Genomic DNA, 14,155 nt, shown 5'->3' on the forward strand with positions numbered 1-14,155 from the left:
GACCCCCGCCACCTCCTCCCAACCGTCCTGGACACGACGGCCCGCGCCTGGCTCGACGAAGCCGCCGCCACGGTCGCCGCCGAGCCCGTCGCGATACGGAGACACTTCCCAGCCGTCCGAAGACGGTGCGGACACGCCCGGCTGGGCGCGCACTGGACCGTCGACGAGGCGGCCCGCGCGGTCCTCCTCACCGCTCTGCCCCTGCGCGGTCGGGCACTCGCCGACGAGGTGGCCCGCCTCCACCGGCACGGCGACCCGGCGGAACAACGAGCCGTCCTGCGCTCACTGCCGCTGCTCGACCTGGGCGACCTCGCCCTCCCAGTCGTCCGCGAGACCCTGCGCGGCAACGACACCACCCTTATCGAGGCAGCCCTCGGGCCGTACGCCGCCGCTCGCCTCCCGGACGCCGACTACCGCCAGGCAGTCCTGAAATGCGTCTTCCTCGAGATCCCGCTCGACCGCGTCGCCGGACTCGGCACCCGCGCAGACCGCGAACTGGCCCGGATGCTCGCCGACTTCACGCACGAGCGGCTGGTCGCCGGACGGAACGTACCCGCTGACGTGTTGCCGATGGTGCGGGCCTTCCCGTCCGTGATCGGGGACGAACTCGCGCAGCTCGGCCAGGAGTTCGTCGCCCTTCGGAAAGAACTCACTCTCGTTCAGCAGCAACTCGAGGAAGAAGCCTGACCGTGCGCATCTTCGACCCGCACATCCACATGACCTCCCGGACCACCGACGACTACGAGGCGATGTACGCGGCCGGGGTACGCGCTGTCGTCGAGCCGGCGTTCTGGCTGGGCCAGCCCCGCACCTCGCCCGAGAGCTTCTACGACTACTTCGACTCGCTGCTGGGCTGGGAGCCGTACCGGGCCGCCCAGTTCGGCATCCAGCACTTCTGCACCATCGCGCTCAACCCCAAGGAGGCCAACGACCCGCGCTGTCTCCCGGTGCTGGACGAGCTCGACCGCTACCTCGCCAAGGACCGGGTCGTCGCCGTCGGCGAGATCGGCTACGACTCGATGACGCCCGAGGAGGACGAGGCGCTGGCCCGCCAGCTCCAACTCGCCGTCGCGCACGACCTGCCCGCCCTCGTGCACACCCCGCACCGCGACAAGGCCGCCGGCACCCGGCGCACCCTCGACGTCGTCCGGGAGTCGGGCATCGCGCCCGAACGCGTCGTCCTCGACCACCTCAACGAACTCACCGTCGGCATGGTCCTCGACAGCGGCTGCTGGGCCGGGTTCTCGATCTACCCGAAGACCAAGATGAGCGAGGATCGCATGGTCGAGATCCTCAAGGACCACGGCACCGAGCGCGTGATGATCAACTCGGCCGCCGACTGGGGCCGTTCGGACCCGCTCAAGACCCGGAAGACAGCCGACGCGATGCTCGCCGCCGGGTTCGACGAGGCCGCGGTCGAGCGGGTGCTGTGGGACAACCCGGTCGCCTTCTACGGGCAGAGCGGGCGCCTGGAGCTGGACGCCACGCTGGACGAGCCCAAGCCGGACGAGTCGTCGTCCTTCGAGGGCAACTCCATCCGGCGAGGGGGAGTGTGAGCGGTCCATGCGCTTCATGCACCAGGACGGCACCACCGTCCACCTCGGCTACTGCAGCAACGTGCACCAGGCGGAGGACCTGAAGGGCGTCGTCTCCCAGCTCGCCGAGTACGCCGAGCCCGTGCGCGAGCGCCTCGGCGTCGACCGGCTCGGCATCGGGCTGTGGCTGGCCCGCCCCGTCGTCACCGAACTCGCCGCCGATCCGGGCGCGTCGAAGCGGCTGGGGGGCGAACTGCGGGCGCGTGGCCTGGAGACCATCACCCTCAACGCCTTCCCGTACGCCGGGTTCCACCGCGAGGTCGTCAAGAAGGACGTGTACCTGCCCGACTGGGCGGACGACGCCCGGCTGGAGTACACCCTCGACTGCGCTCGTGTGCTCACCGACCTCCTGCCCGACGACGCCGAGCGCGGCAGCGTCTCCACACTGCCGCTGGCCGGGCGGACCCCGTGGCCCGCCCGGCGCGCCGAGAACGCCCGCCGGGCGCTCGACCGGCTGACCACCGGGCTCAGCGCACTGGAGGCACGGTCGGGCCGAAGCGTCCGCGTCGGCTTCGAACCGGAACCCGGCTGCGTCGTGGAGACCACCGCTCAGGCGGTCCGCGAGCTGGGCGGCCTCGACCCCGAGCGGCTCGGCGTCTGTCTCGACGCCTGCCACCTCGCCGTCCAGTTCGAGCACCCGGCCGCGGCCCTGCGGCGGCTCGCGGACGCCGGGCTGCCCGTGGTCAAACTCCAGGCGTCCTGCGCCGTCGAGGCCCACGACCCGGCGGACCCCGCCGCCCGAGCCGCCCTGCGACGGCTCGCCGAACCCCGGTTCCTGCACCAGACCCGTACGGCGACCACCGACACGGTCCTCGGCGTCGACGACCTGCCGGACGCCCTGGACGGCGGACTGCCCGACGACACCGGCCCGTGGCGCGTCCACTTCCACGCCCCGCTGCACACCCGGCCCGAACCCCCGCTCCGCACCACCGCCGACCAACTCGGCCACGTCCTCGCCGGACTGCTCGGCGGGCCCTCGGCCGACTGCGACCACATCGAGGTCGAGACCTACACCTGGTCCGTCCTCCCCGAGCCGCCCGCCGATCTGGCCGGAGGCATCGCCGCCGAACTCGACTGGGCCCGCACCCGGTTGACGGAACTCGGCCTCAAGGAGGACCCCTCATGACCGAACAGGCCACCCCCTCGTCGAAGCGTCTCGTCGTTCTCGACATCGTCGGCCTCACCCCCAAAATGCTCAAGCACATGCCCGCCGTCGCCGCCCTCGGCGAACGCGGCTTCCGGGCCCGCCTCGACACCGTGCTCCCGGCCGTCACCTGCACCGTCCAGTCCACGCTCCTCACGGGCGAACCCCCGTCCGGGCACGGCGCCGTCGCCAACGGCTGGTACTTCCGCGACCTCGGCGAAGTCCTCCTGTGGCGCCAGCACAACGCACTCGTCGGCGGCGAGAAGATCTGGGAGACCGCCCGGAGATCCGCCCCCGGCTACACGATCGCCAACATCTGCTGGTGGTACGCCATGGGCGCCGACGTCGACTGGACCGTCACCCCACGGCCCGTCTACTACTCCGACGGCCGCAAGGAACCCGGCTGCTACACCTGGCCGCCGTCCCTGCACGACGAACTCACCGACAGGCTCGGCCCGTTCCCCCTGTTCACCTACTGGGGCCCGAACGCCGGGATGCCCTCCACCCAGTGGATCCTGGGCGCCGCCCGCCAGGTCTTCGACGAACACCACCCGGACCTGACCCTCGTCTACATCCCGCAGCTTGACTACGAGCCCCAGCGCTCCGGCCCCGACTCACCCGCGACCGCCCGGGCCGCCCGCCAACTCGACGACTCCTTGCGCCCGTTGATCGACCACTTCCTGCGCGAGGGCGCCACCGTCGTGGCGCTCAGCGAGTACGGCATCACCCCCGTCAACCGCCCCGTCGACATCAACCGCGCCCTCAGGCGAGCCGGCCTGCTGGAGGTGTACACGCAGGACGGCATGGAGTACCTCGACCCCTGGACGTCCCGTGCCTTCGCGGTCGCCGACCACCAGATCGCCCACGTCTACGTACGCGACCCGGCCGACACGGAGGCCGTCGCCAAGGTGGTCGGTGAACTCGACGGCGTGGAACGGGTGCTGGACGCCGAGGGCAAGGCCGCGCACGGCCTCGACCACGAGCGCTCCGGCGAACTGGTCGCCGTCGCCGACCGCGATGCCTGGTTCACGTACTACTACTGGCTGGACGACGACCGCGCCCCCGACTTCGCCCGCCAGGTCGAGATCCACCGCAAGCCCGGCTACGACCCCGCCGAACTCCTCTACGACGACACCGTCCCGGCCGTGAAGCTGCGCGCCGTCGGCCAGGTGGCCCGCAAGAAACTCGGCCTCCGCTACCGCATCAGCACCGTTCCACTGAATCCGGCCGGTGTCCGCGGCAGCCACGGCCGCCTGCCCGCCGACCCCGCGGACGGCCCCGTACTCCTGTGCTCGGAGCCGGACCAGGCCCGGGAGGCGTTCGCGGCCACGGAGGTCAAGACACTGCTGCTGCGGCTGGCACGGCTCGTACCGGAAGCCGCACTTCCCCCCACTGACGTTCCTCCCACTGGCCTTCCCCCCACTGACATGGAGAACTGATGTCCACCACCCCGACCACTCCCCTCAACGAGACCGTCCTGCGCAACGCCCGTCCCGAGATCGCGGTCTGGCTCACCGCTTTCGTCGAGCGACACGGCGGTTTCGTCGGTTCCGTTCATCTGGCGGGACTCGCCGAGGAGGGCGAGATCGTCCTCGTAGCCGCGCACAACCTGCCGCCCGCGGTACAGAACGGCACCTCCGTCATCCCCGTCGGCAAGGGCATGGCCGGAGTCGCCGCCCAGCGCCGGGCGCCCGTCGCCATCACCGACTTCCGGAACGACACCTCGGGCGTCGCCGTACCGCAGGGCCGCGCCGCAGGGGCGAAGGGGTCGCTCACTCTCCCCGTCTCCGCCCCGGACGACGACACCCGGCCGCTCGCGGTCGTCGGGCTGGGCTTCGAGGACGTCCGGGAGTTCACCGGCGAGGAGATCGAGACCTACCGGAAGGACGCGGCCACAGTCCTGGAGGTTCATGCGGTCTGAGCCGGGCGCGTCACCTGGTGACCGCTTCCTCCCCGGCCCGTCCGGGCTGGTATAGAGGCACCCATGACCGCCATCACGCTCATCCAGGGCGACATCACCCAGCAGTCCGTGGACGCCGTCGTCAACGCGGCGAACTCCTCCCTCCTCGGCGGCGGAGGCGTCGACGGCGCCATCCACCGCAAGGGCGGGCCCGCGATCCTCGACGAGTGCCGTGACCTGCGGGCCTCCAAGTACGGCAAGGGCCTGCCCACCGGTCAGGCGGTCGCCACCACGGCGGGCAACCTGGACGCGCGCTGGGTGATCCACACCGTGGGCCCGCGATTCCTCACGGGGGAGGACCGGTCGGAGCTGCTGGCCTCCTGCTACCGGGAGTCGCTGCGGGTCGCCGACGAACTGGGCGCCCGTACGGTGGCCTTCCCGGCCGTCTCCGCGGGGATCTACGGCTGGCCCATGGAGGACGCCGCCCGGGTCGCGGTGGAGACGGTGCGGGCGACCAGCACGGCGGTCGAGGAGGTCAGGTTCGTACTCTTCGACGAGCAGGCGTACGAGACGTTCGCCCGGCAACTGCGATAGTCCTGCCCGGATTTCCCGGGTCATGGCGCGGCGCGCTCGCGTTGGCATAGCGTTGACCAGGTGAGTGACAACTTCACCGGGATCGACGGGATCGAACTGGCGGACGCCGTCCAGGCCGTACGTGACGAACTGCTCGCCGCGGCGGCACGCGGGACCGGGCGGGATCTGCGCTTCGAAGTGGGGGACATCAACCTGGAGTTCACGGTCGAACTGCGCCGCGACGCGCGCGTGAAGTCCGGTGTGCGTGCGTGGGTGATCTCGGCCGACGCCGACGCCGGCCGGTCCACGGCCAGCACCCACCGGGTCAGCTTCACCCTGCGGCCCAAGGACGCGCGGACGAACGGTGGTTGGGAGGTCGGCAACGACACGCCCGCCGACACCTCGGCCTTCGGCCGGACCGAGTAGGGCGGGTGACGCGCGGTGTCCTCCCCCAGCAAGGAGCGCATCGCCGCTGTCCTGGGTGCCACGCGCCAGGGCAGCGGATACCTCCTCACGCCACGGCTGGTCCTCACCGCCGCCCATGTCGTCGTCGGCAGCGACAGCACCCACGTCATCGTCCCCGGGGGCCGCGGACGGATCCTGAGCCGGCTGGTCTGGGAGGGAACCCACGAGGACTGCGACGCGGCGCTGCTGCTCGCCGACGACGACCTGGTCGCGCCCGACCTCGCCGCCGACTGGGGGCCGGTGCGCTGGGGCCAGACCAGTGATCTGCGACCGCGCCCCAACTGCCAGGCGATCGGCTACCCGGATGTGCAGCGCGGGGGATCGGGGCAGCTGGACAGTGAGCAGCTGGTCGGGACGCTCAAACCGGGGTCGAACATGGTGCGTGGCGGGTACGTGGTCGACCTCGACCACACGCCGCCGGCACCGCGACAGGGCGGCGGCTCCCCGTGGGCGGGCATGTCGGGGGCGGCCCTCTTCGACGGAGAGCTGCTGCTGGGAGTCGTGACCGCCGATCCCGTCGGCTGGCAGCACGGTCGTCTCACGGCTGTCCCGGCGACCGCGATCCACATCGTCGCCGGGTTCTACGACGCGTACCTCGAACACTTCGGGAAACTGCCCGCGTTGGAGGACGCGGGACGCACCCGTACACGCGCACCGCGTATCGGCTTCGAGTCCGACTACCGCTCGTACGTGGAGCAGAACTACGGCGAACTCCGCATCTTCGGCCTCGACTTCAGTCGGGGCGACCATGCGCAGTGGCCGCTCGACACCGCCTATCTGAGCCTGGAGCTGTCCCAGCAGAGCAGTCAGGACCGGGTCGACTTCCTGGAAGCGGCCCCTCGGCACGAGGTGTCCAGTGGACGCCGGCGCGTCGAGGCCGCCCTCTCCGGGAGGACCCGCGTGCTGCTGCGCGGCCTGGCCGGATCCGGGAAGACCACCCTCGTCCAGTGGCTGGCGATCACCGCGGCCCGGGACGAGTTCAGCTACCGGCTCGGCCATCTCGACGACAGCGTGCCCTTCGTGCTCCCGCTGCGCACCCTCATCAGACGCGGTGAACTGCCCGGCCCCGCGGACTTCCTGGCCGCCACCGGGATCCCGCTGACCCCGCCGCCCGACTGGGCGGAGCAGGTGATGCGCTCCGGCCGTGCCCTGCTGCTGATAGACGGTGTGGACGAGATCCCGGAACGCGACCGCGAACGCACCCAGCAGTGGCTCACCGGGCTGCTCGCCGCCTACCCGGACTGCAACTGCGTCATCACCACCCGCCCCACGGCGGTGAGCGAGGGCTGGCTGACGCGCCGGGACTTCACCGAACTGAGCCTGCTCCCGATGAACCAGCAGGACGTCGAGGCGTTCGTGCAGCGCTGGCATCTGGCCGCGTTCGGGGAGAGCGCCGAGGCCGCCCAGGAGCGGGACCGGTACGCCGAGCGCCTGCTGGACACCCTGCGCCGCAAACGGGACCTGGCCCGACTCGCCACCAATCCGCTGATGTGCGCGATGATCTGCGCACTGCACCGTGATCGCCGTACCTATCTGCCGGAGAGCCGGATGGAGCTGTACGGCGCGGCGCTCAGCATGCTCCTGGTCCGCCGCGACAAGGAACGCGACGTGGGCACCCCCGAGGGCTTCGGCATCCCGGAGGACGCGCAGCGTCAGCTCCTCCAGGAGTTCGCCTGGTGGCTCATCCGCAACGGCCAGACCGAGGCGGAACAGGACCGGGTGGTCAGGCTCGTCGAGCGGCTGCTGCCCGCCATGCCCGCGGTGGCCCCGCCCGAGCGGGCACGGGATGTCCTGCGCCACCTCGTGCGCCGTAGCGGACTGCTGCGTGAACCCACCCCGCAGACCGTCGACTTCGTCCACCGCACCTTCCAGGACTATCTCGGCGCGAAGGCGGCGGTCGAGGCCCAGGACCTCCCGCAGGTCGCGCAGCACGCGGCCGACCCCCAGTGGGAGGACGTGGTCCGGATGGCCGTGGGCCACGGCCGCCCCGAGGAACGGGCCGTGCTGATCGGCGGGTTGCTCGACCGGGGAGACACCGCGGAGGACGACGAGATCCGTACCCGGCTCCACCTCCTCGCCGCCGCCAGCCTGGAACACGCCACCATGCTGGCGCCGGAGGTGCGCTCGCGGGCCGAGGCACGGGCGGCCGCGCTGGTCCCTCCTCGGGATTCCGAAGCGGCGGAGAAGCTGGCGAGCGCGGGCCCCGTCGTGCTGGACCTCCTTCCGGGCCCGGACCAGCTCGACGACAGGGAGGCCGCGGCCACCGCGGAGACCGCCGGGCGGATCGGCGGCGAGCATGCCTTCCAGATCCTGCGGCAGTTCGGGGACCATCCGAACGACCTCGTACGGCAGAGGGTGGGGGAGGCCTGGAGCTCGTTCGACGACGATCGGTTCGCCGACGAGATCCTGTCCGTGATGGACCTGGCCGATACCCGTCTCACCGTGGGCACCGATTCCCAGTTGTCCGCACTCGACCGGGTCGGCCAAGTGAAGACCCTGGAGATCAAAGGCTCCTTTCCGGGAGAACGCATGGTGCCCGGGTTGCTCGCCACAAAGCCCAGGGACCTGCGACTGGTGAGCAACGATTCGTTCCGGGACCTCGGCTTCCTGGCGGACGGCGCGCCACGTCTGCGCTCACTGGAACTCGTCGACTGCGGCAGCCTCAAGGACTACTCGCGCATCTCCGACGTGAACCTCGAGCAACTGCAGCTGGGTTTGATGCCGGTGGGGCCCGACATGAGCCCGCTCGCCGATCTGCGGGAGCTGACGTCGATCTCCGTCAACAGCCGCCAGCCCTGGGGGACCCTGGCGACCATGCCCCTGCCTCCGGGGCTGCGCGACCTCGCCCTGGGGCCGTCAACCCTGAGCGTGCCGTCACTCGACGGCATCGAACGCTGGCCGGGCCTCACGAGGCTTCATCTGGCCGCTCATGCCGATGCTCTCTTCGACCCGGGCGAGTTGCGGAAACTGGTGGCGCTGCCCGAGCTCGACGAACTCGATATCGTGCTGGCCCGGATAACCCGTCTCGCGGAGCTTGCTCTGCCGCCGCTTCCGCATATCCGGACCCTGCGTCTGACGGTGGACGTCCAAGGCAGCTTTGGTTTCGACGAACTTCTGGATGTGTTCCCCGGTCTCCGGAGGCTGGTGGCCCACGTGATCCACCGCTCCTCCGCCACCCTGGACGTGGACGTGTCGGCTCTGCGGGCCGTCCCCGCCTCGTTCGTCACGATCGACCCGGCCGGCAAGGTCCGGCTGACCGGAGAGAAGGGACTCCCGAGCGGGAGTCAGGTGAGGATCCACAGCAACCACGACGAGCACAGCGAAACGGGCCTTCCCCGCGCCCCCCTCTCGGGGACGGGAAAGGCCCGTTTCGGCCTTCGGTGGCCTCGCTCGTCCTAGCGATCGCCCAAGCGATCAGACGAGGTCGAACCGGTCCAGGTCCATGACCTTGGCCCACGCCGCGACGAAGTCCTTCACGAACTTCTCCTTGGCGTCATCGCTCGCGTAGACCTCCGCGAGCGCGCGCAGCTCGGAGTTCGAGCCGAAGACGAGGTCGGCACGGGTGCCGGTCCACTTGACCTCGCCCGTGGCCGCGTCGCGGCCCTCGAACGTGTCCTGCGCCTCGGAGGTCGACTTCCACTCCGTACCCAGGTCGAGCAGGTTGACGAAGAAGTCGTTGGTGAGGGTGCCCGGGGTGGCGGTGAGGACGCCGTGCGTGGACTGGGCGTGGTTGGCGCCCAGGACGCGCAGACCACCGACGAGGACCGTCAGCTCCGGGGCGCTCAGGGTGAGCAGGTTCGCCCGGTCGAGCAGCAGGTACTCGGCCGGCAGGCGGTTGCCCTTGCCGAGGTAGTTGCGGAAGCCGTCCGAGGTCGGCTCCAGCGCGGCGAAGGACTCCGGGTCGGTGTGCTCCTCGGTCGCGTCCACACGGCCCGCCGTGAAGGGGACCTCCACGGCGACGCCCGCGTCCTTGGCGGCCTTCTCGACCGCGGCGGAACCGCCGAGGACGATCAGGTCCGCCAGGGACACCTTCTTGGCGCCGGAGCCCGCGTTGAACTCCTGCTGGATGCTCTCGAGGGTGCGCAGGATCAGCGAGAGCTGGTCGGGGTTGTTGACCTCCCAGTCGCGCTGCGGCTGCAGGCGGATGCGGGCGCCGTTGGCACCGCCGCGCTTGTCGCTGCCGCGGAACGTCGAGGCCGACGCCCACGCCGTGCTGACCAGCTGCGAGACGGTCAGGCCCGACTCCAGGAGCTTGGCCTTGAGCGCGGTGACGTCCGCGGCGTCGATGGCCTCGCCCTCCGCCTGCGGCAGCGGGTCCTGCCACAGCAGGGTCTCCTCCGGGACCTCCGGGCCGAGGTACAGGGACTTCGGGCCCAGGTCACGGTGGGTCAGCTTGTACCAGGCGCGGGCGAAGGCGTCCGCGAACTGGTCCGGGTTCTCGTGGAAGCGCTTCGAGATCTCACCGTAGATCGGGTCGAAGCGCAGCGAGAGGTCGGTGGTGAGCATCGTGGGCAGACGCTTCTTCGACGTGTCGTGCGCGTCGGGGATGATCTCCTGGGCGTCCTTGGCCACCCACTGGTTGGCGCCGGCGGGGCTCTGGGTCAGCTCCCACTCGTAGCCGAAGAGGATGTCGAAGAAGTCGTTGCTCCACTGGGTGGGCTTGGTGGTCCAGGTGACCTCGAGACCGGAGGTGATGGCGTCGCCGGCCTTGCCGGAGCCGTGGGTGGACTTCCAGCCCAGGCCCTGCTGCTCGATCGAGGCGGCCTCGGGGTCGTCGCCGACCGCGTCGGCCGGGCCCGCGCCGTGGGTCTTGCCGAAGGTGTGGCCACCGGCGATGAGGGCGACGGTCTCCTCGTCGTTCATCGCCATGCGGCGGAACGTCTCGCGGATGTCGCGGGCCGCGGCGATCGGGTCCGGGTTGCCGTTCGGGCCCTCGGGGTTGACGTAGATGAGGCCCATCTGGACGGCGCCGAGCGGGTTCTCCAGCTCACGGTCGCCGGTGTAGCGCTGGTCGTCGAGCCACGTGGTCTCGGGACCCCAGTACACGTCCTCGTCGGCCTCCCAGACGTCGGCGCGTCCGCCGCCGAAGCCGAAGGTCGTGAAGCCCATCGTCTCCAGAGCGACGTTGCCCGTGAGGATCATGAGGTCGGCCCAGGAGATGGACTGGCCGTACTTCTTCTTGACCGGCCACAGCAGACGGCGGGCCTTGTCGAGGTTGCCGTTGTCCGGCCAGCTGTTCAGCGGCGCGAAGCGCTGCTGGCCGCGGCCGCCACCGCCGCGACCGTCGCTGATGCGGTAGGTGCCGGCGCTGTGCCAGGCCATACGGATCATCAGCGGGCCGTAGTTGCCGAAGTCGGCGGGCCACCAGTCCTGCGAGTTGGTCAGTACCTCGGCGATGTCCCGTTTCACGGCCGCCAGGTCGAGAGCCTGGAACGCCTCGGCGTAGTCGAACTCCTCACCGAGGGGGTTCGCGACGACGGGGTCCTTGGCGAGGATCTTCAGGTTGAGGCGCTCCGGCCACCACTGACGGTTGCCACCGCCCTGCGTCGGGTGCGGGGCGCGCCCGTGGGCGACGGGGCAGCCACCCGTGCCCTCCGCCTTGGGGTCGGTGACGATTGCATCAGGGTTCTCAGCCATGGGAAACCTTCCGGGCTAGGTGGATCACGGTGCTCACGTACCGCTGGGGGTTGAACAGTTGGGGCACAGGCCCCAGTAGATGACCTCGGCCTCGTCGACCGCGAAGCCGCGGTCGTCGGATGCGGTCAGACAGGGGGTGTGGCCGACCGCGCAGTCGACGTCCGCGACGACGCCGCACGACCGGCACACGAGGTGGTGGTGGTTGTCCCCGACGCGTCCCTCGAACAGGGCGGGGCTGCCGGGGGGTTCGAGGCGGCGTACGAGTCCCGCCGTGGTGAGCGCGTGGAGCGCCTCGTAGACGGCTTGGAGGGAGATGTGGCCTACGCGCTCGCGTACCCCGGAGGCGATCGCCTCGACATCGAGGTGGTCACCGTCGCGGACGGTCTCGAGCAGCGCGACGCGGGCAGCCGTCACCCGCAGGCCGGCACCGCGCAGTTCCTCTGCGGTGGTCGGGGTCTGGGGTGCAGTCATGGCGCCAAACCTACTCGCACAAACACGAATGATTCAAGTGAATGAATCGTGCAAGTGTGGCGTGGCGCGGCGTGATGTGCAGTATTAGGTTAATTTGTCCGAGTGTGGCGAGGGTTACCGTACTGCGACTTCCCTGGCGGCGCCCTCGCGCACACGCACACGTGTCAACGCGGCGGCGGCAGGTAGTGGTCGTTCGGTCCGACGGCGCGCCAGATGCGGCGACCGATGTCGCGCAGCTGCCTCTGCTGGGCCTTGGTGACGGGGTCGAGGACGAAGCGGCGCACCGCCTCCGCGTGGCCCGGCGCTGTGGCCGCGACCTTGTCCCAGCCGGACTCCGTGAGGATGGCCAGGGTGTAGCGGCCGTCGTCCGGGTCCGGGGTGCGGCGCACCCATTCGTTCCGCTCCAGCCGTGTGACCAGGTGCGACAGGCGGGACAGCGACGAGCCGGTGTACCCGGCCAACTCGCTCATCCGCAGCGTGCGTTCCGCTGTACGGGAGAGCATGGCCATCACCTGGTACTCGACGTGGCTGATGCCCGCGTCCCGTTGCAGCTGGGCGTCGAGCGCGCCCGGCAGTCTGATCAATAAGCCGGAGAGCGCGTGCCACGTCTCCATCTCGTCGTCGCTCAGCCAGCACGGCTTCTGCGGTGTCTCCATGCTCGGGCTAGTCCCCCTCAGGTGCGTCGCTGATCCCCAGGCGCAGATGCTCCACGTGGTACACGGCCTGGTCGAGCAGTTCGGCGACATGGTGGTCGTGCAGCGCGTACACCACCGAACGGCCCCGCCGCTCTCCGACGACCAGTCCGAGGTTGCGCAGCAGGCGCAGCTGGTGCGAGCACGCGGACTGCTCCATGCCGACCTCGGCCGCCAACTCCGTCGCCGGCAGCGGCCCTTCGCGCAGTCGCGCGAGGATCAGCAGTCGGGACGGGGTGGAGAGGGCCTGGAGGGTCGTGGCCACCTTCGCGACGTTGGCCGCGTCGAGGCGTACGCGAGGTGTGGCGTCCTGCGCGGCGGCGACGGCTCCGTGACCCATGGCCGACATCCTACCTGCCACAGTTGAACGCATGAATGAGTCTTCATGTGTTCCTGTATGGTGGCCCGGGTGTCAACCTCCCTCGCCCCACCGCCGGTTCGCCCGTCCGTGCCCGCGGCACCCCGACGCCGTACCCGCGCGCTCGCCCTGCCCGAGGCCCGCTGGGCCCTCGCCTCGACCCTCGCCTTCCTGCTCGCGCTCCCACTGGACCTGTCCGGCGCCACCCCATGGCTGTACGGGCCGCTGTACGTGATCGCCTACGCGGCCGGAGGCTGGGAACCCGCCCTGGAGGGACTGCGCGCGCTGCGCGAGAAGACGCTCGACGTCGACCTGCTGATGATCGTCGCGGCGCTCGGCGCGGCCGCGATCGGACAGGTCCTGGACGGCGCGCTCCTGATCGTCATCTTCGCCACCTCCGGCGCGTTGGAGGCGCTGGACACGGCCCGCACCGCCGACTCCGTACGCGGCCTGCTCGACCTGGCCCCCGCGACGGCCACCCGGCTGTCGGCGGACGGGGCCGTCGAGGAGAGGATCCCCACGGACCAACTGGCCGTGGGAGACGTCGTCCTGGTCCGTCCCGGCGAGCGCATCGGCGCCGACGGACGCGTACTGGAGGGCGAGAGCGAGGCCGACCAGGCCACCATCACCGGCGAACCCCTGCCCGTCCCCAAGGCCCCCGGCGACGACGTCTTCGCGGGCACCCTCAACGGCTCCGGCGCCCTGCGCGTCCGCGTGGAACGCGACCCGGCCGACTCCGTGATCGCCCGCATCGTGACCCTCGTCGAGGAGGCGTCGCAGACCAAGGCGCCGACCCAGCTCTTCATCGAGAAGGTCGAACAGCGCTACGCCGTCGGCGTGGTGGCCGCCACGCTCGCCGTCTTCGCCGTCCCGCTCGCCTTCGGCGCGGACCTCACCGGCGCCCTGCTCCGCGCCATGACCTTCATGATCGTCGCCTCGCCGTGCGCGGTGGTACTCGCCACCATGCCGCCGCTCCTCTCCGCCATCGCCACCGCGGGCCGCCACGGTGTGCTGGTCAAGTCGGCCGTGGCGATGGAACGGCTCGGCGAGATCGATGCGGCGGCCATCGACAAGACGGGCACCCTGACCGAGGGCACCCCGGAGGTCACCGCGGTACGGCCCCTGCCGGGCTCGGGGCTCGACGAGGACTCCCTCCTCGCGCTCGCCGCGGCCGCGGAGCACTTCAGCGAACACCCCCTGGGGCGTGCCGTCGTGACTGAGGCCCGTGCCCGCGGCCTGCGGCTCGCACCCGCCCAGGACTTCGTGGCCGTGCCCGGGCGGGGGGTGAGCGCCACGGTCGGGGGGAGCGCGGTGACGGTG

The 14,155-nt window shown here is 70.9% G+C and carries 13 protein-coding genes; 9 read left to right on the forward strand and 4 right to left on the reverse strand.

Annotation, left to right across the window (positions count from 1 at the left end):
* The 8 genes from FNH08_RS27100 to FNH08_RS27135 form a co-directional block, all read left to right on the forward strand.
* Positions 1 to 687: EboA domain-containing protein (locus tag FNH08_RS27100; protein ID WP_322725479.1), on the forward strand; the 687-nt coding region annotated here is incomplete at its 5' end.
* A gap of 2 nt (positions 688 to 689) precedes the next feature.
* Positions 690 to 1,556 carry a TatD family hydrolase gene (locus tag FNH08_RS27105; protein WP_322725481.1) on the forward strand — a complete coding sequence of 289 codons (867 nt, stop codon included), beginning with the start codon at positions 690 to 692 and terminating at the stop codon, positions 1,554 to 1,556.
* A gap of 7 nt (positions 1,557 to 1,563) precedes the next feature.
* Positions 1,564 to 2,721, forward strand: a complete 1,158-nt coding sequence (eboE, locus tag FNH08_RS27110; RefSeq protein WP_152774151.1) for a metabolite traffic protein EboE — start codon at positions 1,564 to 1,566, stop codon at positions 2,719 to 2,721.
* On the forward strand, positions 2,718 to 4,178 hold the full coding sequence (locus tag FNH08_RS27115) for an alkaline phosphatase family protein (RefSeq protein ID WP_152774152.1): 1,461 nt from the start codon (positions 2,718 to 2,720) through the stop codon (positions 4,176 to 4,178). The genes eboE and FNH08_RS27115 overlap by 4 nt, the downstream gene beginning before the upstream one ends.
* Positions 4,178 to 4,660, forward strand: coding sequence for a GAF domain-containing protein (locus FNH08_RS27120; RefSeq protein ID WP_152774153.1), 483 nt, complete (start codon positions 4,178 to 4,180; stop codon positions 4,658 to 4,660). Before FNH08_RS27115 ends, FNH08_RS27120 begins: the two co-directional genes overlap by 1 nt.
* Positions 4,661 to 4,723: 63 nt before the next feature.
* The gene (locus FNH08_RS27125) at positions 4,724 to 5,233 is read left to right on the forward strand and encodes an O-acetyl-ADP-ribose deacetylase (RefSeq protein ID WP_152774154.1); all 510 of its coding nucleotides are present in this window, start codon (positions 4,724 to 4,726) and stop codon (positions 5,231 to 5,233) included.
* A 60-nt stretch (positions 5,234 to 5,293) separates the two neighbouring features.
* A complete protein-coding gene (locus tag FNH08_RS27130; protein WP_322725483.1) occupies positions 5,294 to 5,638 on the forward strand; it encodes a trypco2 family protein in 345 nt (114 codons plus the stop codon).
* Positions 5,639 to 5,653: 15 nt separating this feature from the next.
* Positions 5,654 to 9,076, forward strand: a complete 3,423-nt coding sequence (locus tag FNH08_RS27135) for an NACHT domain-containing protein (RefSeq protein WP_152774155.1) — start codon at positions 5,654 to 5,656, stop codon at positions 9,074 to 9,076.
* A 15-nt stretch (positions 9,077 to 9,091) separates the two neighbouring features.
* On the opposite strand, the gene katG is transcribed toward FNH08_RS27135, so the two are convergent.
* The 4 genes from katG to FNH08_RS27155 all read right to left on the reverse strand — a co-directional run bounded on the left by katG (position 9,092) and on the right by FNH08_RS27155 (position 12,817).
* Positions 9,092 to 11,314 (reverse strand): catalase/peroxidase HPI, encoded by a 2,223-nt coding sequence (gene katG / locus FNH08_RS27140; RefSeq protein ID WP_152774156.1) that lies wholly within the window; start codon positions 11,312 to 11,314, stop codon positions 9,092 to 9,094.
* Between the two features lie 33 nt (positions 11,315 to 11,347).
* Complete coding sequence (locus tag FNH08_RS27145) at positions 11,348 to 11,785, reverse strand: Fur family transcriptional regulator (RefSeq protein ID WP_152774157.1); 438 nt, start codon at positions 11,783 to 11,785, stop codon at positions 11,348 to 11,350.
* Between the two features lie 164 nt (positions 11,786 to 11,949).
* A complete protein-coding gene (locus tag FNH08_RS27150) occupies positions 11,950 to 12,441 on the reverse strand; it encodes a MarR family winged helix-turn-helix transcriptional regulator (RefSeq protein ID WP_152774158.1) in 492 nt (163 codons plus the stop codon).
* Between the two features lie 7 nt (positions 12,442 to 12,448).
* Entirely contained in the window at positions 12,449 to 12,817 is a 369-nt protein-coding gene (locus FNH08_RS27155; RefSeq protein WP_152774159.1) for an ArsR/SmtB family transcription factor, read from the reverse strand.
* Positions 12,818 to 12,874: 57 nt separating this feature from the next.
* On the opposite strand from FNH08_RS27155, the gene FNH08_RS27160 reads away from it, so the two are divergent.
* Positions 12,875 to 14,155, forward strand: a 1,281-nt coding sequence (locus FNH08_RS27160) for a heavy metal translocating P-type ATPase (protein WP_152774162.1), incomplete at its 3' end; no start/stop codon positions are given.

Origin of the sequence: Streptomyces spongiae (genome assembly GCF_009377185.1) — a bacterium.
Lineage (GTDB): Bacteria > Actinomycetota > Actinomycetes > Streptomycetales > Streptomycetaceae > Streptomyces > Streptomyces spongiae.